The sequence below is a fragment of the Streptomyces sp. YIM S03343 genome (assembly GCF_054729195.1).
The window spans coordinates 2,961,203-2,980,029 of sequence record NZ_JBPUKX010000001.1; the positions used below are offsets into that span (position 1 = coordinate 2,961,203).

Here is an 18,827-nt window from a genome sequence, read left to right on the forward strand (position 1 = left end):
GCTGCCGTTGTGACGTACTGGACGTACTGATCGGCGCCAGGTCCCCACCGGACGCCAGGTATTACGGTGGTCGTCGCTCGAGGGCGCACAGAACAGCCATCGCACCCTTTCGCTACGCCTCGTAGCGTAACGGCACAGCCCCCTCACGCGGAACCACCCGGAAGTGATCCGCCTCACACACCTGTACGACGTGGCCCCACGGCTATGGTCATGGCATGCAGAGCCGCATCCCCACCGCCCGCACGGGCCGCACGGGCCGCCCGCGCAACGCCGCCGCGGACACCGCGATCCTGGCGGCGACCCGGGCGGCCCTGGTCGAACTCGGCTGGTCCCGCCTGACGTTGGGAGACGTGGCGGCCAGGGCGGGGGTGGCGAAGACGACCCTCTACCGCCGCTGGTCGGGCAAGAACGAGCTGGTGGTGGACGCGGTGGCGGAACTCTTCGACGAGCTGGAACTCCCCGACAGGGGCAGCCTGGCCGCCGACATCGAGGGCGTGGTCCTGCAGTTTGCGACGATCCTGGCGCGCCCGGAGGCCCGGAGCGGTCTGATGGCGGTGATCTCGGAATCGACCCGCGACTCGGCGCTGCGCGAGCGCATCCGGGACTCGATCGTCAACCGTCAGAAACGGCTGGTCCTGGAAGGCCGGGAGAGGGCCGAGCAGCGCGGTGAACTGCCGCCCCCCGCGGACCCCGAGGAAACCACCCGCACGGCGGACCTGATCTTCGACGTGGTGGCAGGAGCGGTGGTCCACCGGACCCTGGTCAGCGCGGAGCCGGCGGACGAGCGCTGGGTAGAGGGCCTGACCAAGATCCTCCTGAACGGCCTGAAGCACCAATCCGGCCCGTCGGGCGCCTGAGCCCGGGATCTCGCCCCCGCCGCCCCTTCCCGTCCCCTCACGGGGGCTCCGCCCCCGTACCCCCGCTCCTCAAACGCCGGAGGGGCTGATACCAGCGGGGGTCTGGGGGCGCAGCCCGCAGGGTCGGGAACGGGAAGGGGCGGCGGGGGCGCAAACCCACCCGGTCAGAACCCGGCCGGCTCGCTGTACACCCCCCACTCCTCCCGCAGCACCCCACAGATCTCCCCCAACGTCGCCTCCGCCCGCACAGCGACCAGCATCGGCCCGATCATGTTCCCCCCGCCCCGAGCCGCCGCAACCATCTCCGAGAGCGCCAGACGAACCGCCCCCTCGTCCCGCAGCCCCTTCCGCTCCCGCAACCCCCGAACCTGCTCACGCTCCACCTCATGACTGACCCGCAGAATCTCCAGTTCCCCCGTCACAGACCCCTCGTGGACATTGACGCCCACCACCCGCTTCTCCCCCTTCTCCAGCGCCTGCTGATACCGGAACGCGGACTCCGCGATCTCCCCGGTGAACCACCCGTCCTCGATCCCGCGCAGAATCCCGGAGGTGACAGGCCCGACGGGATGCCGCCCGTCGGGATGCGCCCGCAGCCCCCGCTCCTTGATCCGCTCGAAGATCGCCTCCGCGTCCGCCTCGATCCGGTCCGTCAGCTGCTCGACGTACCAGGAACCACCCAGCGGATCCGCGACGTTGGCGACCCCGGTCTCCTCCATGAGCACCTGCTGGGTCCGCAGCGCGATCTCCGCGGCCTGCTCGGAGGGCAACGCGAGCGTCTCGTCGAGGGCGTTGGTGTGCAGCGAGTTGGTGCCCCCCAGCACGGCAGCCAGCGCCTCGACAGCGGTCCGCACCACGTTGTTGTAGGGCTGCTGAGCCGTCAGAGACACCCCGGCGGTCTGCGTATGGAACCGCAGCCACTGCGCCTTCTCACTCCGCGCCCCGTACACGTCCCGCATCCACCGCGCCCAAATACGCCGCGCCGCACGGAACTTGGCGATCTCCTCGAAGAAATCGACGTGAGCGTCGAAGAAGAACGAGAGACCCGGCGCGAAGACATCCACATCGAGCCCCCGGGACAGCCCGAGTTCCACATACCCGAACCCGTCCGCCAGCGTGTACGCCAGCTCCTGCGCCGCCGTCGCCCCGGCCTCGCGGATGTGGTAGCCGGAGACGGACAGCGGCTTGTAGGCGGGGATGCCGGCGGCGCAGTACTCCATGAGGTCGCCGATCAGCCGGAGATGGGGCTCGGGCTGGAAGAGCCACTCCTTCTGGGCGATGTACTCCTTGAAGATGTCGGTCTGGAGCGTGCCGTTGAGCACGGAAGGATCGACGCCCTGCCGCTCGGCCGCGACGAGGTACATGCAGAAGACGGGGACGGCGGGGCCGCTGATGGTCATCGAGGTGGTGACGTCGCCCAGCGGGATTTCCCGGAACAGGACCTCCATGTCGGCGGCCGAGTCGATCGCGACACCGCAGTGGCCGACCTCGCCCAGCGAGCGGGGATCGTCGGAGTCACGGCCCATGAGCGTGGGCATGTCGAAGGCGACGGAGAGGCCGCCGCCGCCCGCCGCGAGGATCATCTTGTAGCGCTCGTTGGTCTGCTCGGCGTTGCCGAACCCGGCGAACTGCCGGATGGTCCAGGTACGCCCCCGGTAGCCGGTCGGATAGAGACCGCGGGTGAAGGGATACTCCCCCGGCCAGCCGATCCGCTCGAAGCCCTCGTAGGTGTCCCCGGGCCGGGGACCGTAGACGGGGTCGACGGGGTCGCCGGACAGCGTACTGAAGTCGGCGTCCCGCTTGCGTGCGGCGTCGTACCGGGCCTGCCAGCGACGGCGGCCCTCCTCGATGGCGTCAGCGTCCATGCTTCAAATTTACTAGGACGTCCAACTAAATGTCGATGGGAGACCGGGGCGCCCGAGTGACACCCCAGTGCTGACCCAGCCGTACGAGGCGGAGACCCCGTACGCCTCAGACCTTCGCCACCGCCGCCGCAGGACCGGCGACCTTGCCCTCCAGCTCATGGCTGATCTTCCGTTCCACGAAAAAAGCGGCCGTCGGGATCGTTCCCGCGAGCAGCACCCACAGCTGCTTGGCGACCGGCCACTTCGCCTTGGAGCCGAGATCGAAGGCGACGACGAGGTAGACGACGTAGAGCCAGCCGTGCGCGATGGCAACGACCCGAGTGAAGTCGGCGGCGCCGTCGACGTCCAGGCCGTACTTGGCGATCATGCTCAGGCACAGCAGGACGAGCAGGACACCGGTGGTGTAGGCCATGACGCGGTAGCGGATCAGCACGCTTCGTTTCATGCGCACGAGCGTAACCACCGCTCCGGAGCGATCTTCGAGCGGCCCCTCCGCGGACGCGGACGCGGAGGTCACTCGTCTGTCACTCGTGGGTCATTCGTCGGTCATTCGTCCTGGAAGTCCTGCGCGGCGACCCGCAGCGGCCGCAGCATCGCGAAGATCTCCGCGCACTCCTCCGCGTCGTACACCCCGAGCCCGAAGTCCATCGCCATCAGATCGCGGGTGGCGGCCTCGACCGCCTCACGGCCCTTGGCTGTGATGGAGGCGAGCGTGCCGCGCCCGTCGTTGGGGTTTGGCCGCCTGGCCACCAGACCGGACTTGACCAGCCGGTCCACCGTGTTGGTGACGGAGGTCGGATGCACCATGAGCCGCTCGCCGATCTTGGACATAGGCAGCTCGCCGGCCTTGGAGAAATTCAGCAGAACGAGTGCCTCGTAGCGCGCGAAGGTCAGCCCGTACGGCTTGACCACCGCGTCGACCTCGGCCAGCAGAATCTGGTGCGCCCGCATGATCGAGGTGATCGCGGCCATGGACGGCACGTTTCCCCAGCGCTGTTTCCAGAGCTCGTCGGCACGGGCGATGGGGTCGAAGGGAAGACTGAGGGGCTTGGGCACGTCATCAGACCTTACCCGCCGGTCACATTGCGGCCAGCACTGTCTCGGCCATCGATATCCGGCCGCTCACCCCTGCCGCCCCACTGGTCCGCGCCCCGCCGGTCCGCGCCCCGGCGATCCACGCTCCGCCCGGCCGCCACTGCCGTCGCCCCGCGGCGCCACGCCGCCCGCGCCAGCAACGCGCAGCACACCACCCCCAGCGCCCCCGCCCCCGCCACGGTGGCCCGCACCCCGGCGAACTCCGCCGCCATGCCCGCGACAGCCATGCCCACCCCCTGCACGGTCATCAGCCCCGCCGTGAGCAGCGTCATCGCCCGCCCGCGCAGCTCCTCCGGCACCGCCCGTACGAACCACTGATCCAGGCCCAGCGTGTACGCCGCCCCCGTGCCGGAGACCAGCAGGAGCAGCAGGGACACGCCGAGCCCGGGGCGCAGGGCGTAGCCGAGGTACGGCAGGAGGGTCACACAGACCAGCGGCAGCGCGATCCGCTCACGGGCCGCCGGTCCCAGCCGGGCGCCCGCCCAGACCTCCCCGGCGATGGTGCCCAGCGGCAGGGCGCACATCAGCAGGCCGAGGCCGGTGGACCCGGCGCCGAGGTCGTCGGCGTACGGCGCGGCCAGCGCCTCCGGGACCACGGTGAACATCGGCGGCACCCAGAAGAGCAGCAGCAGGACGCGCACCCTGCGGTCGGCCAGCACCAGGCGGGCGCCGCGCAGCGAGTCCGCGAGCAGCACGCCGGTCTGCCGGGCCCGGGCGGGTCGGCGCCGGGTGCCGAGGCGCAGCAGGGCGGCGGAGGCCAGGAAGGTGCCGACGGTGATCAGCAGGGCGTGGCGGGGCGCGAGGACGGTGAGGAGCAGCCCGCCGAGGCCGTAGCCGGTGAGCAGCGCGCCCTGGGAGACGATCCGCAGCAGGGAGCGGCCGAGCACGAAGAGGTCGCCCTCGCCGAGGATGTCCGCGAGGGTCGCCATCCGGGTCCCGGCGAACACCGGGGAGACGACGGCGAGGACGCAACGCAGGGCGAGCAGTACGGCGATGGGGGCGCCCGGCGCGGCCATGAGCGCGACGCAGCCCGCGCACACCAGATCGCAGCCGACCAGGACACGGCGGGCGGGGAGGCGGTCGGCGAGGCCGGCGAGAAGGGTGCCGCCGACGAGGTAGGGCAGGAAGCCGAGCGCGAAGGCGAGGGCGCTCATCAGGGGTGAGCCGGTGAGGTCGTAGACGAGGACGGACAGGGCGATCTCGGTGACGACGACGCCGAGCAGGGAGAGGGTGTGGGCGGCGAAGACGGCTCGGAACTCACGGACCGCGAAGACACGGGCGTACCCCTGCCGGGGCTGGTCGTCGGGCTGGTCGGGCCGGCAGGGCTGGTCGGGCTGTTCGGGCATGACCGCAGGCTGCCGGGGCGGGGGCCCGGGGCCGTAGAGTTTCGGCACCTGCCGAATCTCTCCCCGACCCATAACAGGGCAACCATCGGCCGAGCACCGCAAAGGACCCGCCCATGCCCTCGTACCTGCACTTCGGTGAGGAGGACTACCTCCGCTGCCGCTTCGCCGTGTCGCCGCTGTGGGAGACGCAGGACGTGGTGCGGATGCTCAAGCGGCCCGAGCGGCACGGCTATCACGCCCGCTGGCTGCGCCGTACCCGTGCCGCGGCGGCCTCGCTGGACCTGACACCGCTGTGGCTGCTGATGCCGCGCAGGGGGCACAGCCCGGACTGGCTGTGCCCGCCGCCGCTGGGGCCCGCGGTGTCGTTCGAGGAGGAGATCGCGGCCGTACGGGCGGCGGACCCGGTGGCGGCCCGGGCGGACACGGCCCGTTCGCTGGCGGCGACGCCCGGCGCCGCCGAGTCCCCGTACGGGCGGGCCTGGATGGCGGATCCGGCGGGCATGGTGCGGCAGCTGGCGGACGCGCTGGAGGAGGTGTGGCACACGCTGGTCGAGCCGGACTGGCCCCGGCTGCGGACCCTGCTGGAGGCGGACATCGCCTTCCACTCGCGGCGGCTGGCCGAGGTGGGGCTCGGCGGGCTGCTGCCGGAGATCAATCCGCGGTTCGGCTGGCGGGCCGGGACGCTGACGGTGGAGTTCCGGGGCGAGCACGAGCGGCATCTGGACGGGCGGGGGCTGGTGCTGATGCCGAGCGTGTTCATCTGGCCGGACGTGGTGAGCACCTTCGAGCCGCCGTGGCAGCCGACGCTGGTGTATCCGGCGCGCGGGATCGGCGGGCTGTGGAGCGAGCAGGGCGGGCGTGCCCCGGACGCGCTGGTACGGCTGCTGGGGCGGGGCCGGGCGGCGGTGCTGGCGGCGCTGGACGAACCGGCCACCACGACCGCGCTCGCCCAGCGTCTGGAGCTGGCCCCGTCGTCGGTGTCGGCGCATCTGACGGTGCTGCGCGACGCGGGACTGCTCACCGCGCGGCGCTACGGCCACCGGGTGCTGTACGAGCGGACACCGGTGGGAATCGCACTGACATCCGGCGAGTGACGCCGCCTCTCACGGGTGACGCCGCCTCTCACGGGTGACGCTGCCCCTCACGGGTGACACCGCCCGAACACCACCGGCCGATGGCTACTGCGCGAGATGCCTCTCGACCGTCGCCACCTTCGACGTCAGTCCGTCCGTCACCCCGGGCCGGATGTCCGCCTTGAGGACGAGGGAGACCCGGGGCGCCCGTGCCTCCACGGCGGCGACGGCGCGCCGTACGACGTCCATGACCTGGTCCCACTCACCCTCGATCGAGGTGAACATGGCGTCGGTGCGGTTCGGCAGCCCGGACTCGCGCACCACCCGTACGGCGTCGGCGACGTACTCCCCGACGTCCTCGCCGACCCCGAGCGGGGTCACGGAGAAGGCGACGATCATGCGTTCACCACACCTTCCTTGCGGGCGCGGGCCGCGATGACCGCGTCCTCGGCCGCGCGACGCAGCCTGCGCTCGGCGAAGAAGCCGCCGGTGGGCAGCACGGAGAGGACGAAGTAGAACGCGGCGGTTCCCTTGCCCCACCTGGCGCGGTTCCAGGCGTCCGCCCAGAAGACGACGTACAGGATGAACAGCACCCCGTGGAGGGAGCCCATGACGGGCACCGCGTTGAAGTCCGTGGTCCGTTTGAGGACCGAGCACAGCAGCAGGAGGAGGAAGGAGACGGCCTCGGGGGCGGAGACGAGACGGAGGCGGCGGAGGGCGGTGGCGGTCTTGATGTCCACGGATCACCTTCGGTCGGGGTCGCGGCGTCCATTGTCGCAAACGGCCTGTCACAAACGGCCGCCGGGCCGCCGGACGGGGGTCGGGCCGGCGCCGGGCTGGGATGGGGCCGGCGCCGGGCTGGGGTCGGCGGGGCCCTCCGGCCCCCTGTCCGCAAGCGCTGCCTGCGGTTACCTTCGCTCCGTGGCGATGTTCCGACTGCAAGGCAGCAAGGTGCTCGCCGTCGACATGACCGGGGACGCCGTGAAGGCGAAGAACGGCTCGATGGTCGCGTACGACGGCTCGATGGCCTTCAAGAAGATGAGCGGCGGCGGTGAGGGGCTGCGGGGCATGGTGACCCGGCGGCTCACCGGCGAGCAGATGACGGTGATGGAGGTGCGGGGGCAGGGGACGTGCTGGTTCGCGGACCGGGCCACCGAGATCAACCTCGTCACTCTTCAGGGTGACACCCTCTATGTGGAGGCGAGCAATCTGCTCGTCACGGACGCCGGGCTGCGCACCGGGACGACGTTCACCGGGCTGCGTGGCGCGACCCAGGGCAACGGGCTGTTCACGACCACCGTCGAGGGGCACGGACAGGCGGCGATCACCTCGGACGGGCCGGCGGTGGTGCTGCGGGTGAGTCCGCAGTATCCGCTGATCGTCGACCCGGGCGCGTACATCGCGCACCAGGGGAACGTACGGCAGTCCTTCCAGTCCGGTGTGACCTTCCGCACCTTCTTCGGTGAGGGCGGCGGCGAGGCCTTCCAGATCCGCTTCGAGGGCGACGGCCTGGTGTACGTCCAGCCCAGCGAGCGGACCACGATCGCGGGGGATCTCTGAGATGGCGTTCCGGGAGCTCAACTCCAAGATGGTCGAGGCGACCGTCATGCGCGGTCAGCAGCTGTTCAGTCAGCGCGGCGCGATGCTCGCGTACAAGGGCGAGGTGTCCTTCACGCCCAATATGCAGGGCGGTCAGGGCGGGATCATGTCGATGATCGGGCGCCGGGTCGCGGGCGAGGCGACGCCGCTGATGACGGTGGAGGGCAGCGGCACGGTGTTCTTCGGGCACGGCGGCCACCATGTCCAGGTGATCAACCTCGCCGGGGACACGCTGTACGTCGAGGCGGACCGGCTGCTCGCCTTCGAGGGCACCCTGCGGCAGGGCACGATGTTCATGGGCTCGCAGGGCGGCGTCATGGGCATGGTGCGCGGCCAGGTCACCGGCCAGGGCCTGTTCACCACGACGCTCCAGGGGCACGGCGCGGTCGCCGTGATGGCGCACGGCGGCGTCTTCGAGCTGCCGATCACCCCGCAGCGGCCCGTCCATGTGGACCCGCAGGCCTACGTCGCCCACCACGGCGACGTCCGCAACAAGCTGTCGACCGCGCTGGGCTGGCGGGACATGGTGGGCCGCGGCTCCGGCGAGGCCTTCCAGCTGGAGCTGAGCGGCAACGGCACGGTGTACGTCCAGGCATCGGAGGAGAAGTTGTGAACGCCCCCTACCCGGGTGCCGGTACCGGCGCCGGCCCCGTCGTCCACGACCCGATGACCCTTCCCGCCGATGACAACGTCAACAAGTACACGTTCTGCGTGGAGCTCAAGAGCGGCCAGTGGTTCCTGCAGAAGGGGAAGATGATCGCCTACTACGGGGCGATCGAGTTCAACGGCGTCGGGCACGGCCGACTGGACCGTCTGGTGCGTACTTCGTTCCATTCGCCACTGCACGCAAGCGACTGGGTGGTGGCGGAGGGCTCGGGCAAGATGCTCCTGGCCGACCGGGCCTTCGATGTGAACTCCTACGACCTGGACGACGGCAACCTCACCATTCGCTCGGGCAACCTCCTCGCTTTTCAGCCAACTCTTTCACTCAAGCAGTCGATCGTTCCGGGCTTTCTGACCCTGATCGGAACCGGCAAGTTCGTGGCGGCGTCCAACGGTCCGGTGGTGTTCATGGAACCGCCCATCCGGGTGGATCCGCAGGCACTGGTGGGCTGGGCCGACTGCCCCTCCCCCTGCCATCACTACGACCACGGCTACCTCACCGGTGTCATGGGCGGTCTACGTGCGATGACGGGGCTGGGCGGGGCCTCCGGGGAGGAGCATCAGTTCGAGTTCGTCGGGGCGGGCACCGTACTGCTCCAGTCCACCGAGACCCTGATGGCCGAGCAGGCCACGGGCACCGTGCCCAGCGAGCCCGGAGTGCCCGGCGGAGGGGCATATTCCGGGGGCCATTCACCGCAGGCCGGTACACCGCGCCTTCCCGGACAGCTGGGCGATCTCCAGCGTCGCTTCGGGCTGTGAGCGGTAATCTGCGGAGTGTGACATCGAACGGGTGCGCACCGTCACACCACCCTCACTAGTTCACCTTTCAACTTTTTAGGTAGACTTCATTCATGGAGACCGAGACGGCCACGAGCTGGCTGACCGATGCGGAGCAGTGCGCCTGGCGCACCCACCTGGAGGTCAACAGGCTGTTGAACTATCAGCTGGAGAAGGACCTCCAGCCGTTCGGGCTGACGAGCAACGACTACGAGATCCTCGTGAATCTGTCCGAGTCGGAGGGCGTACGGATGCGGATGAGTGACCTCGCCTCCGCCACCCTCCAGTCCAAGAGCCGTCTGTCGCACCAGATCACCCGGATGGAGAACGCGGACCTGGTGCGCCGCGAGAACTGCGAGTCCGACCGGCGCGGGCTGTACGCGGTGCTCACCGAGCACGGCATGGACACGATGCGCAAGGTCGCCCCGCATCATGTCGCCTCGGTCCGCCGCCACTTCATCGACCTGCTGAGCCCGGAGTCCCTGATGGAGCTGGACAAGGCGCTGAAGCCCATCGCCGAGCACCTCCGCGGCCAGCGCGGCCGTCCGTGACGTCAGCGACGTCCCCGACGCCCGTGATCCGCTCCGCCGCCGACTGACCCCGGCAGCACCCCCGCCCCCACCCCCACCCCCTCGACAGCCGGAAATCCCTCGGGGCTTCGCCTGGCGATACGTTTCCTCGCACCGTGCGGGCCTCTCGGGCCTCTCGGGCTTCGTGGGGCCGCCGGGGTTCTGCGGGGGCCGCCTGGGTCCGGCGGCCCCGGCATGAAGGCCCTCCGCGCAGGCGCTACGCCGTCGTCAGGCCCGCCACCAGTTCATCCGCCGCGCGGTACGGGTCCAGCTCGCCCGAGACGATGCGTTCGGCGAGGGCGGTGAGGTGGCGGTCGCCGTGCAGGTCGCCGATGCGTTCACGCAGGGCCGTGACGGCGATCGTCTCCACCTCGTGAGCCGCGCGGGCCAGCCGCCGCGCCGTCAGCACGCCGTGCTCCGCCATCCATGCACGGTGCTTCTCCAGGGCCTGGACGACCTCGTCGACGCCCTCGCCGCGTGAGGCGACCGTCTTCACGATGGGCGGGCGCCAGTCGCCCGGGGCGCGGGCCTCGCCGAGGCCCAGCATGTGGTTCAGCTCGCGCGCGGTGGCGTCGGCGCCGTCCCGGTCGGCCTTGTTGACGACGTACACATCACCGATCTCCAGGATCCCGGCCTTGGCCGCCTGGATGCCGTCGCCCATACCGGGTGCCAGCAGGACCACGCTGGTGTCGGCCTCGGAGGCGATCTCCACCTCCGACTGGCCGACGCCGACCGTCTCGACCAGGATCACGTCGCAGCCCGCCGCGTCCAGCACCCGGATCGCCTGCGGCGCCGCCCAGGCGAGGCCGCCGAGGTGGCCGCGGGTGGCCATCGAGCGGATGTACACACCGGGGTCGGAGGCGTGCTCCGACATCCGGACCCGGTCGCCGAGCAGGGCGCCCCCGGAGAACGGGGAGGACGGGTCGACGGCCAGGACGCCGACCCGTCTGCCCTGCTCGCGGTAGGCCGTCACCAGGGCCGAGGTCGTCGTGGACTTGCCGACGCCGGGCGAGCCGGTGAGACCGACGACGTAGGCGTTGCCGGTGAGCGGGGCCAGTGCCGCCATGACCTCCCTGAGCTGCGGGGACGCCCCCTCCACCAGGGAGATCAGCCGCGCCACGGCCCGCGGCCTGCCGTCCCTGGCCTGGGCCACCAGAGTGGAGACGTCCTGCATCACAGCTCCGATCACTCCGATCACGAAGAACGACAGTCACGAGTACGACGGTCACGACGTACGAAGGCCACGCCATACGTGCGTACGACCGTCAGGCCGTACGACCGTCAGGCCGTACGCCCGTCAGGGCCGTACGAACATCACGCCCCACGGCCATCACAGCCGCCGGGACACCGCCCCCGCACGGGCAGTGTCCCCGCCGCCGGTTCAGGCCTTCGGCACCCGCACGATCAGCGCGTCGCCCTGACCGCCGCCGCCGCACAGCGCGGCCGCGCCGACACCGCCGCCCCGGCGCCTGAGCTCCAGGGCCAGATGCAGCACGAGACGGGCGCCGGACATCCCGATCGGGTGACCCAGGGCGATGGCGCCGCCGTTGACGTTCACCATGTCCGTGGACACCCCGAGGTCCTTCATCGACTGGACCGCGACGGCCGCGAACGCCTCGTTGATCTCGACGAGGTCGAGGTCGGAGACGTCCAGGCCCTCCTTCTTCAGGGCGTGCAGGATCGCGTTGGACGGCTGCGACTGGAGCGAGTTGTCGGGCCCGGCCACATTGCCGTGCGCGCCGATCTCGGCGATCCAGGCAAGGCCCAGTTCCTCGGCCTTGGCCTTGCTCATCACGACGACCGCGGCGGCACCGTCGGAGATCTGCGAGGACGTGCCCGCGGTGATCGTGCCGTCCCGGGTGAACGCCGGGCGCAGCTTGCCCAGGGACTCCGCCGTGGTGTCGGCGCGGATGCCCTCGTCCTTGCTGAAGACGACCGGCTCGCCCTTGCGCTGCGGGATCTCGACCGGGGTGATCTCGGCCTCGAAGACGCCGTTCTTCTGCGCGGCGGCGGCCCGCTGGTGGGAGTGGGCGGCGATCTCGTCCTGCTCGGCGCGGCCGATGCCGAGGCGGGCGTTGTGCTTCTCGGTGGACTCGCCCATGGCGATGTTCTCGAAGGCGTCGGTGAGGCCGTCGAGGGCCATCGCGTCGAGGACCTCGACGGCGCCGTACTTGTAGCCCTCACGGGACTTCGGCAGCAGATGCGGGGCGTTGGTCATGGACTCCTGGCCGCCCGCCACGACGATCTCGAACTCACCGGCGCGAATCAGCTGGTCGGCCAGCGCGATCGCGTCGAGGCCGGACAGGCACACCTTGTTGACGGTGAGCGCCGGGACGTTCATCGGGATGCCCGCCTTGACGGCCGCCTGGCGCGCCGGGATCTGCCCTGCCCCGGCCTGCAGCACCTGGCCCATGATCACATACTGCACCTGGTCGCCGCCGATACCCGCGCGGTCGAGGGCGGCCTTGATCGCGAAGCCGCCCAGATCGGCCCCGGAGAAGGACCTGAGGGAGCCCAGCAGCCTGCCCATGGGCGTGCGGGCACCCGCGACGATGACGGATGTCGTGCCGTTCGTTCCTGAAGTACCTGAAGTACCTGAAGTACCTGAAGTGTCTGTCGTACGTGTCGTACCTGACGTTCCTGACATGAGGTGCGATCCCCTTTCAGCTGCACAAGCTGAGGAGTGAACGAGGGTTTACCCGAATGTACTGAGCGCTCCCGTGCCCGTCATCGGGAGGCCGGTGTGATCGCGCGCACGTTGCGTAACCACCCGATGAGCGCTGCACTGACTACATGCTGACGCGAATCGACCACATCGGGATCGCCTGTTTCGACCTCGACAAGACCGTCGAGTTCTACCGTGCCACCTACGGCTTCGAAGTGTTCCACTCCGAGGTCAACGAGGAACAGGGCGTGCGGGAGGCCATGCTGAAGATCAACGGCACCTCGGACGGCGGCGCCTCCTACCTCCAGCTCCTGGAACCGACCCGCGAGGACTCCGCGGTGGGCAAGTGGCTGACGAAGAACGGGGAGGGCGTTCATCACATCGCTTTCGGTACGGCGGATGTCGACACCGACGCGGCGGACATCAGGGAAAAAGGCGTACGTGTTCTGTACGAGGAGCCACGGCGCGGCTCCATGGGGTCCCGGATCACCTTCCTGCACCCCAAGGATTGCGGCGGTGTCCTCACAGAACTGGTCACATCGGCGGCAGTTGAGTCACCTGAGCACTGACCCTCGTACATATGGGCCGGTAGGGTTGGGGTCGGTCGCCGCTCCCACCAGGGCGACCGGGTCCTGTCGTCTGCGACGCCAGGACCGGGCCGGGGTCCGGGTTTCGGGGGAAGAGCGTCGGGGCAGCAGCCCGTGCTCCGCCGTTTGATCTGACACCATTCCCCGGGGGCCCCGTCCGGCGGATGGACGGAGCTCGTGTGGACAGGCTTGCGACCAGGGGACGGATGGGACCGCGCAGTGCGGGGCTACGAACGCCAGGAGCGAGAGCCGGCGGCTGACGTCGACAGCCTCTCTCGGTTCGAGGCCGAGATGGAGCGGCTGAAGACCGAGCGGGAAAAGGCGATCCAGCACGCCGAGGACCTCGGCTACCAGGTCGAGGTGCTGCGCGCCAAGCTGCACGAGGCGCGCCGCACCCTCATGTCCCGGCCCGCCTACGACGGCGGCGACATCGGCTATCAGGCAGAGCAGATGCTGCGCAACGCGCAGCTCCAGGCCGATCAGCTGCGCGCCGACGCGGAGCGCGAGCTGAGCCAGGTCAGAGCGCAGACTCAGCGCATCCTTCAGGAGCACGCCGAGCAGGCCGCACGGCTCCAGGCCGAGTTGCACACCGAGGCGGTGACCCGCCGCCAGCAGCTCGACCAGGAGCTGGCCGAGCGTCGGCAGACCGTCGAGTCGCACGTCAACGAGAACGTGGCGTGGGCGGAGCAGGTGCGGGCGCGCAGCGAGTCGCAGGCCCGCCGGCTGGTCGACGAGGCGCGTGCCGAGGCCGAGCAGGCCATGGCCGCCGCCCGTGCCGAGGCCGAGCGGGTCGCGATGGAGGCCCGCCAGCGGCTCCAGGCCGACGCGGAGGCGGCGCGTGCGGAGGCGGAGCAGTTGCTGCGCCGGGCCCGCACGGATGCCGACCGGCTGCTGAACGCCGCCTCCACCCAGGCCCAGGAGGCCGCCGACCACGCCGAGCGGCTGCGCAGCACCACGGCCACCGAGTCGGAGTCCCTGCGCCGTGAGGCCGCAGAGGTGGGCCGGGCCGCCGAGCAGCGCATGGCCGAGGTGGAGACGTCGGTCAGGGCGGCCAGGGCCGAGGCGGAGAAGCTGGTCGCCGACGCCAAGGAGGCCGCGGCGAAGTCGCTGGCGAGCGCCGAGTCGGCGAGCGAGCAGCGCAACCGTACGGCGAAGGAGCAGGTCGCCCGGCTGGTCACGGAGGCCACCAAGGAGGCCGAGGCCACCAAGGCGGAGGCCGAGCAGGTCGTCGCGGACGCCCGTACGGAGGCCGAGCGGATCGTCGCCGAGGCGTCCGAGAAGGCCCGCAGCCTGACCGCCGAGGAGTCGGCCTCCCAGCTGGCGAAGGCGGCGAAGACCGCCGAGGACGTGCTGGACAAGGCGGCCGAGGAGGCTCGGCAGACCACCCGGGCGGCGGCCGAGGAGGCCGAGCGGATCCGCACCGAGGCGGAGACCGAGGCCGACCGGCTGCGCGCCGAGGCGCACGACATCGCCGAGCAGCTCAAGGGCGCCGCGAAGGACGACACCAAGGAGTACCGCGCCAAGACCGTCGAACTCCAGGAGGAGGCGCGGCGGCTGCGCGGCGAGGCCGAGCAGCTGCGGGCCGACGCGGTCGCCGAGGGCGAGCGGATCCGGGCCGAGGCGCGGCGCGAGGCCGTCCAGCAGATCGAGGAGGCGGCCAAGAGCGCCGAGGAACTGCTGGCCAAGGCGAAGGCCGACGCGGACGAGCTGCGCCAGACCGCCACCACGGACAGCGAGAAGGTCCGCACCGAGGCCATCGAGCGCGCCACCGCGCTGCGCCGGCAGGCCGCGGACACCCTGGAGCGCACCCGCAAGGACGCCGAGCAGCAGCAGGCCGAGGCGACCGAGCGGGCGGAGTCGATCCAGGCGGACGCCGAGCGGGCCGCGCGCGAACTGCGGGAGCAGACCGAGCAGGCGGTCGCGGACCGGCAGGCGCAGGCCGCCGGGGAGCTGGACCGGCTGCGGACGGAGGCCGACGAGCGGCTGACCGGCGCCGAGCAGGCGCTGACGGAGGCCCGTGAGGAGGCCGCCCGGATCCGCCGCGAGGCCGGTGAGGAGACGGAGCGGCTGCGCGCCGAGGCCGCCGAACGGATCCGTACGCTGCGCCGGCAGGCGGAGGCGGAGTCCGAGCGGCTGCGCAACGAGGCCGCGGCGGACGCGGCGTCGTCCCGCGCCGAGGGCGAGAACATCGCCGTACGGCTGCGGTCGGAGGCCGCCGCGGAGGCGGAGCGGCTGAAGGCGGAGGCGCAGGACACCGCGGACCGGATCCGCACCGAGGCGCAGGCCGCCGCCGAACGGCTGGCCACGGAGGCGTCGGAGACGCTGGCCGCCGCGCAGGAGGAGGCGGTACGGCGCCGCCGCGAGGCCGAGGAACTGCTCGGCTCCGCGCGCACCGAGGCGGACCAGGAGCGTGAGCGGGCCCGCGAGCAGAGCGAGGAACTGCTGGCGTCGGCGCGCAACCGGGTCGAGGAGGCGCAGACCGAGGCCGTACGGCTGGTCGAGGAGGCCGACCGGCGGGCCACCGAGATGGTGTCCGCGGCCGAGCAGCACGCCCAGCAGGTACGGGACTCGGTCGCCGGGCTGCACGAGCAGACGCAGGAGGAGATCCAGGGCCTGCGCTCGGCCGCCGACCACGCGGCGGAGCGCACCAGGCGCGAGGCCGAGGAGGAGTCGGACCGGGTCCGCGCGGACGCCTATGCGGAACGGGAGCGGGCCACCGAGGACGCCAACCGGATCCGCCGCGAGGCCCGCGAGGAGTCGGACGCCGCGAAGGCGCTCGCCGAGCGCACGGTCACCGAGGCGCTGGCCGAGTCGGAGCGGGTCAGGTCGGACGCCGCGGACCACGCCCAGCGGGTGCGCACCGAGGCTTCCGACACCATCGCGCAGGCCGACCACGACGCCGCGCGCACCCGGGCCGACGCCCGGGAGGACGCCAACCGGATGCGGTCGGACGCGGCGACGCAGGTCGACACCCTGATCACCGAGGCGAGCAACGAGGCCGAGCGGCTCCAGTCGGAGACCGCGCAGGAGGCCGAGCGGGTGCGTGCGGAGTCGGTCGCCAAGGCCGAGCGGCTCATCGCGGACGCCACCGGGGACGCGGAGCGGCTACGTGCCGAGGCCTCCGAGACGGTGGGCTCCGCCCAGTTGCACGCCGACCGGACGCGGCACGACGCGGAGCGGCTCAGGGCCGACGCGGAGGCGGCGGCGGAGCGGCTGGTGACGGGGGCGCGCACCGAGGCGGAGCGTGCGCTGGACGAGGCGCGCAAGGACGCCAACAAGCGGCGTTCGGAGGCGGCCGAGCAGGTCGACACGCTCATCACGGAGACCGCCGCCGAGGTCGACAAGCTGATGTCGGAGGCGCAGCAGCAGGCGCACAAGACCACCGCGGACGCGGAGGCGCAGGCCGACACCATGGTGGGCGCGGCCCGCAGCGAGGCCGAGAGGCTGGTCGCGGAGGCGACGGTCGAGGGCAACTCGCTGGTGGAGAAGGCCCGTACGGACGCGGACGAGCTGCTCATCGGCGCGCGCCGGGACGCCACCGCCATAAGGGACCGCGCGGAGGAGCTGCGCGACCGCATCACCAGCGAGATCGAGACGCTGCACGAGCGGGCCCGCCGCGAGGCCACCGAGACCATGAAGACCACCGGCGACCGCTGCGACGCGCTGATCAAGTCCGCGGAGGAGCAGCACGCGAAGGCGCAGGCGAAGGCCAAGGAGATCGTCTCCGAGGCCAACTCCGAGGCGGGCAAGGTCCGTATCGCCGCCGTGAAGAAGGCCGAGGGCCTGCTCAAGGAGGCCGAGCAGAAGAAGGCCAAGCTCATCAAGGAGGCCGAGGACCTGAAGGCCGAGGCCATCCAGGAGGCGAAGGCCAGCGTCGAGGAGGGCAAGCGCGAACTGGAGATCCTGGTGCGCCGCCGCGAGGACATCAACGCGGAGATCTCCCGGGTCCAGGACGTCCTGGAGGCCCTGGAATCCTTCGAAACCCCGTCAGCGGGCAAGGACACGGGGGTGAAGGCCGGCGCCACGATCGGCGGACCCCGGGGCGGCGGCAAGGGGTCGGACGGCTAGCGGCCGAGCCTTCCCTGCATGGGGATGGCGTGGTGATGGCACGGCGAGGGCGTGTCGTGGGCGTGTCGTGGGCGTGTCGTGGGCGTGGCGTGGGCGTGGCGCTGTCGGGGCAAACGCCCGGTCGACCGGGGGCTGTTCACCGCACCCGCCCCACGGCGCTCGCCCCGCCGCAGGGCGCACTCCCGCCCCCGTCGCGCCCCTCCCGCCAAGGCGTGCCGGTGCGTCCCTCCTACCGGGCGAGCGTTACGGAGCTGATAGTTGGATGGGACTTTGTGTGATCCAGGGGTCACCCAACCCGGTTGATTTCGCCTGCTTTCGGGGCATTTAATTGATCATTTGGCAAGCCGCCCGGGCTTCAGCCACTCAAAAGGGGTGTCATTCTCCAGATCAAACACGCATCCGCTCGATGACACACCGTTTTGGCCCCTAGGATTCCACCTATCACCTCACCGGTCTCATTCGACAGGAACCCCATGAGCGACACTTCCCCCTACGGCTTCGAGCTTGTGCGGCGTGGGTACGACCGCGCTCAGGTGGACGAACGAATCTCCAAGCTCGTCTCCGACCGTGACAGTGCTCTGGCCCGCATCACCGCTCTGGAAAAGCGCATCGAGGAACTGCACCTCGAGACGCAGAACGCCCAGGCCGCGATCACCGACGCCGAGCCGTCGTACGCCGGTCTCGGCGCGCGTGTCGAGAAGATCCTGCGTCTCGCCGAGGAAGAGGCGAAGGATCTGCGCGAGGAGGCCCGCCGCGCCGCCGAGCAGCACCGCGAACTCGCGGAGTCGGCCGCCCAGCAGGTCCGCAACGACGCCGAGTCCTTCGCCGCGGAGCGCAAGGCCAAGGCCGAGGACGACGGCGTCCGGATCGTCGAGAAGGCCAAGAGTGACGCGTCGCAGCTGCGTCAGGACGCGCAGAAGGACGCGCAGTCCAAGCGCGAGGAAGCGGACGCCCTCTTCGAGGAGACCCGTGCCAAGGCCGCGCAGGCCGCAGCCGACTTCGAGACGAACCTCGCCAAGCGCCGCGAGCAGTCCGAGCGCGACCTGGCCTCGCGTCAGCAGAAGGCCGAGAAGCGCCTCGCGGAGATCGAGCACCGCGCCGAGCAGCTTCGCCTGGAGGCCGAGAAGCTGCGCACCGACGCCGAGCGCCGCGCCCGCCAGACGGTCGAGACGGCTCAGCGCCAGGCCGAGGACATCGTGGCCGACGCCAACGCCAAGGCCGACCGGATCCGTTCGGAATCCGAGCGCGAGCTGGCCGCCCTCACCAACCGCCGCGACAGCATCAACGCCCAGCTGACGAACGTCCGCGAGATGCTCGCCACGCTGACCGGTGCCGCGGTGGCCGCCGCGAGCAGCCCGTCCACGGACGACGAGCCGATCTCCCGCGGAGTCCCGGCCCAGCAGACCCGGTGACCCGCGCCTTCTGCGGAGCGCAGATGGCGGACAACGGGTAGCGGCTGACGGATGACGCAAGCGGCTACGAAGGCCCGCGTCCCCGGTGGACATCCACCGAAGGCGCGGGCCTTCGCCGTTCCCGCAGCCGACGGCGGCCGGTGGCCGTCGACAGCCACCGACGATCACCGACAACCACCGGCCGCACGGTGGGGGGACGTTCCGGGACGGATGGGGCGATGATCGGAAGACCTCGTGTTTTTACCTGCTCT

17 protein-coding genes are annotated in these 18,827 nt (G+C 71.1%); 9 read left to right on the top strand and 8 right to left on the bottom strand.

Annotation, left to right across the window (positions count from 1 at the left end; translation table 11 throughout):
- Positions 1-215: 215 nt before the first annotated feature.
- Complete coding sequence (locus ACSYGN_RS12400) at positions 216-857, top strand: TetR/AcrR family transcriptional regulator (RefSeq protein ID WP_460394867.1); 642 nt, start codon at positions 216-218, stop codon at positions 855-857.
- A 164-nt stretch (positions 858-1,021) separates the two neighbouring features.
- Here the strand turns inward: ACSYGN_RS12400 and ACSYGN_RS12405 are convergent, their stop codons facing one another.
- The 4 genes from ACSYGN_RS12405 to ACSYGN_RS12420 all read right to left on the bottom strand — a co-directional run bounded on the left by ACSYGN_RS12405 (position 1,022) and on the right by ACSYGN_RS12420 (position 5,163).
- Positions 1,022-2,722 carry an acyl-CoA mutase large subunit family protein gene (locus tag ACSYGN_RS12405; protein ID WP_460394869.1) on the bottom strand — a complete coding sequence of 567 codons (1,701 nt, stop codon included), beginning with the start codon at positions 2,720-2,722 and terminating at the stop codon, positions 1,022-1,024.
- A 106-nt stretch (positions 2,723-2,828) separates the two neighbouring features.
- Positions 2,829-3,167, bottom strand: a complete 339-nt coding sequence (locus ACSYGN_RS12410; protein ID WP_460394871.1) for a DUF3817 domain-containing protein — start codon at positions 3,165-3,167, stop codon at positions 2,829-2,831.
- A gap of 101 nt (positions 3,168-3,268) precedes the next feature.
- Positions 3,269-3,778, bottom strand: coding sequence for a MarR family winged helix-turn-helix transcriptional regulator (locus tag ACSYGN_RS12415; protein ID WP_460394874.1), 510 nt, complete (start codon positions 3,776-3,778; stop codon positions 3,269-3,271).
- An 11-nt stretch (positions 3,779-3,789) separates the two neighbouring features.
- Positions 3,790-5,163, bottom strand: coding sequence for an MFS transporter (locus ACSYGN_RS12420; protein WP_460394876.1), 1,374 nt, complete (start codon positions 5,161-5,163; stop codon positions 3,790-3,792).
- A 113-nt stretch (positions 5,164-5,276) separates the two neighbouring features.
- Here ACSYGN_RS12420 and ACSYGN_RS12425 point away from each other — a divergent pair, with 113 nt between their 5' ends.
- Positions 5,277-6,257, top strand: coding sequence for an ArsR/SmtB family transcription factor (locus ACSYGN_RS12425; RefSeq protein ID WP_460394878.1), 981 nt, complete (start codon positions 5,277-5,279; stop codon positions 6,255-6,257).
- Positions 6,258-6,341: 84 nt separating this feature from the next.
- On the opposite strand, the gene ACSYGN_RS12430 is transcribed toward ACSYGN_RS12425, so the two are convergent.
- Together ACSYGN_RS12430 and ACSYGN_RS12435 are read right to left on the bottom strand one after the other, a co-directional pair.
- Positions 6,342-6,635, bottom strand: a complete 294-nt coding sequence (locus ACSYGN_RS12430; protein ID WP_460394880.1) for an MTH1187 family thiamine-binding protein — start codon at positions 6,633-6,635, stop codon at positions 6,342-6,344.
- Positions 6,632-6,976: a DUF3817 domain-containing protein gene (locus tag ACSYGN_RS12435; RefSeq protein WP_460394882.1), complete on the bottom strand. Its 345-nt coding sequence runs from the start codon at positions 6,974-6,976 to the stop codon at positions 6,632-6,634. The genes ACSYGN_RS12430 and ACSYGN_RS12435 overlap by 4 nt, the downstream gene beginning before the upstream one ends.
- A 187-nt stretch (positions 6,977-7,163) precedes the next feature.
- Between ACSYGN_RS12435 and ACSYGN_RS12440 the strand changes: the two genes are divergently transcribed.
- The 4 genes from ACSYGN_RS12440 (at position 7,164) to ACSYGN_RS12455 (ending at position 9,826) form a co-directional block, all read left to right on the top strand.
- On the top strand, positions 7,164-7,796 hold the full coding sequence (locus tag ACSYGN_RS12440) for an AIM24 family protein (protein WP_460403404.1): 633 nt from the start codon (positions 7,164-7,166) through the stop codon (positions 7,794-7,796).
- Position 7,797: 1 nt separating this feature from the next.
- Positions 7,798-8,448 carry an AIM24 family protein gene (locus tag ACSYGN_RS12445; RefSeq protein ID WP_460394884.1) on the top strand — a complete coding sequence of 217 codons (651 nt, stop codon included), beginning with the start codon at positions 7,798-7,800 and terminating at the stop codon, positions 8,446-8,448.
- 53 nt (positions 8,449-8,501) lie between these two features.
- Positions 8,502-9,257, top strand: a complete 756-nt coding sequence (locus ACSYGN_RS12450; RefSeq protein ID WP_460403406.1) for an AIM24 family protein — start codon at positions 8,502-8,504, stop codon at positions 9,255-9,257.
- Positions 9,258-9,349: 92 nt separating this feature from the next.
- Entirely contained in the window at positions 9,350-9,826 is a 477-nt protein-coding gene (locus ACSYGN_RS12455; RefSeq protein WP_460394886.1) for a MarR family winged helix-turn-helix transcriptional regulator, read from the top strand.
- Positions 9,827-10,061: 235 nt separating this feature from the next.
- On the opposite strand, the gene meaB is transcribed toward ACSYGN_RS12455, so the two are convergent.
- Positions 10,062-11,018 (bottom strand): methylmalonyl Co-A mutase-associated GTPase MeaB, encoded by a 957-nt coding sequence (meaB, locus tag ACSYGN_RS12460; RefSeq protein ID WP_460403408.1) that lies wholly within the window; start codon positions 11,016-11,018, stop codon positions 10,062-10,064.
- Between the two features lie 207 nt (positions 11,019-11,225).
- Complete coding sequence (locus ACSYGN_RS12465) at positions 11,226-12,491, bottom strand: acetyl-CoA C-acetyltransferase (RefSeq protein ID WP_460394888.1); 1,266 nt, start codon at positions 12,489-12,491, stop codon at positions 11,226-11,228.
- A gap of 146 nt (positions 12,492-12,637) precedes the next feature.
- On the opposite strand from ACSYGN_RS12465, the gene mce reads away from it, so the two are divergent.
- The 3 genes from mce (at position 12,638) to ACSYGN_RS12480 (ending at position 18,576) form a co-directional block, all read left to right on the top strand.
- Positions 12,638-13,078 carry a methylmalonyl-CoA epimerase gene (gene mce, locus ACSYGN_RS12470; RefSeq protein ID WP_460394890.1) on the top strand — a complete coding sequence of 147 codons (441 nt, stop codon included), beginning with the start codon at positions 12,638-12,640 and terminating at the stop codon, positions 13,076-13,078.
- Positions 13,079-13,315: 237 nt separating this feature from the next.
- Positions 13,316-17,164, top strand: a complete 3,849-nt coding sequence (scy, locus tag ACSYGN_RS12475; RefSeq protein WP_460394892.1) for a polarized growth protein Scy — start codon at positions 13,316-13,318, stop codon at positions 17,162-17,164.
- Positions 17,165-17,637: 473 nt separating this feature from the next.
- Positions 17,638-18,576: a cellulose-binding protein gene (locus tag ACSYGN_RS12480; RefSeq protein WP_460394894.1), complete on the top strand. Its 939-nt coding sequence runs from the start codon at positions 17,638-17,640 to the stop codon at positions 18,574-18,576.
- The last annotated feature ends 251 nt before the right edge of the window (positions 18,577-18,827 follow it).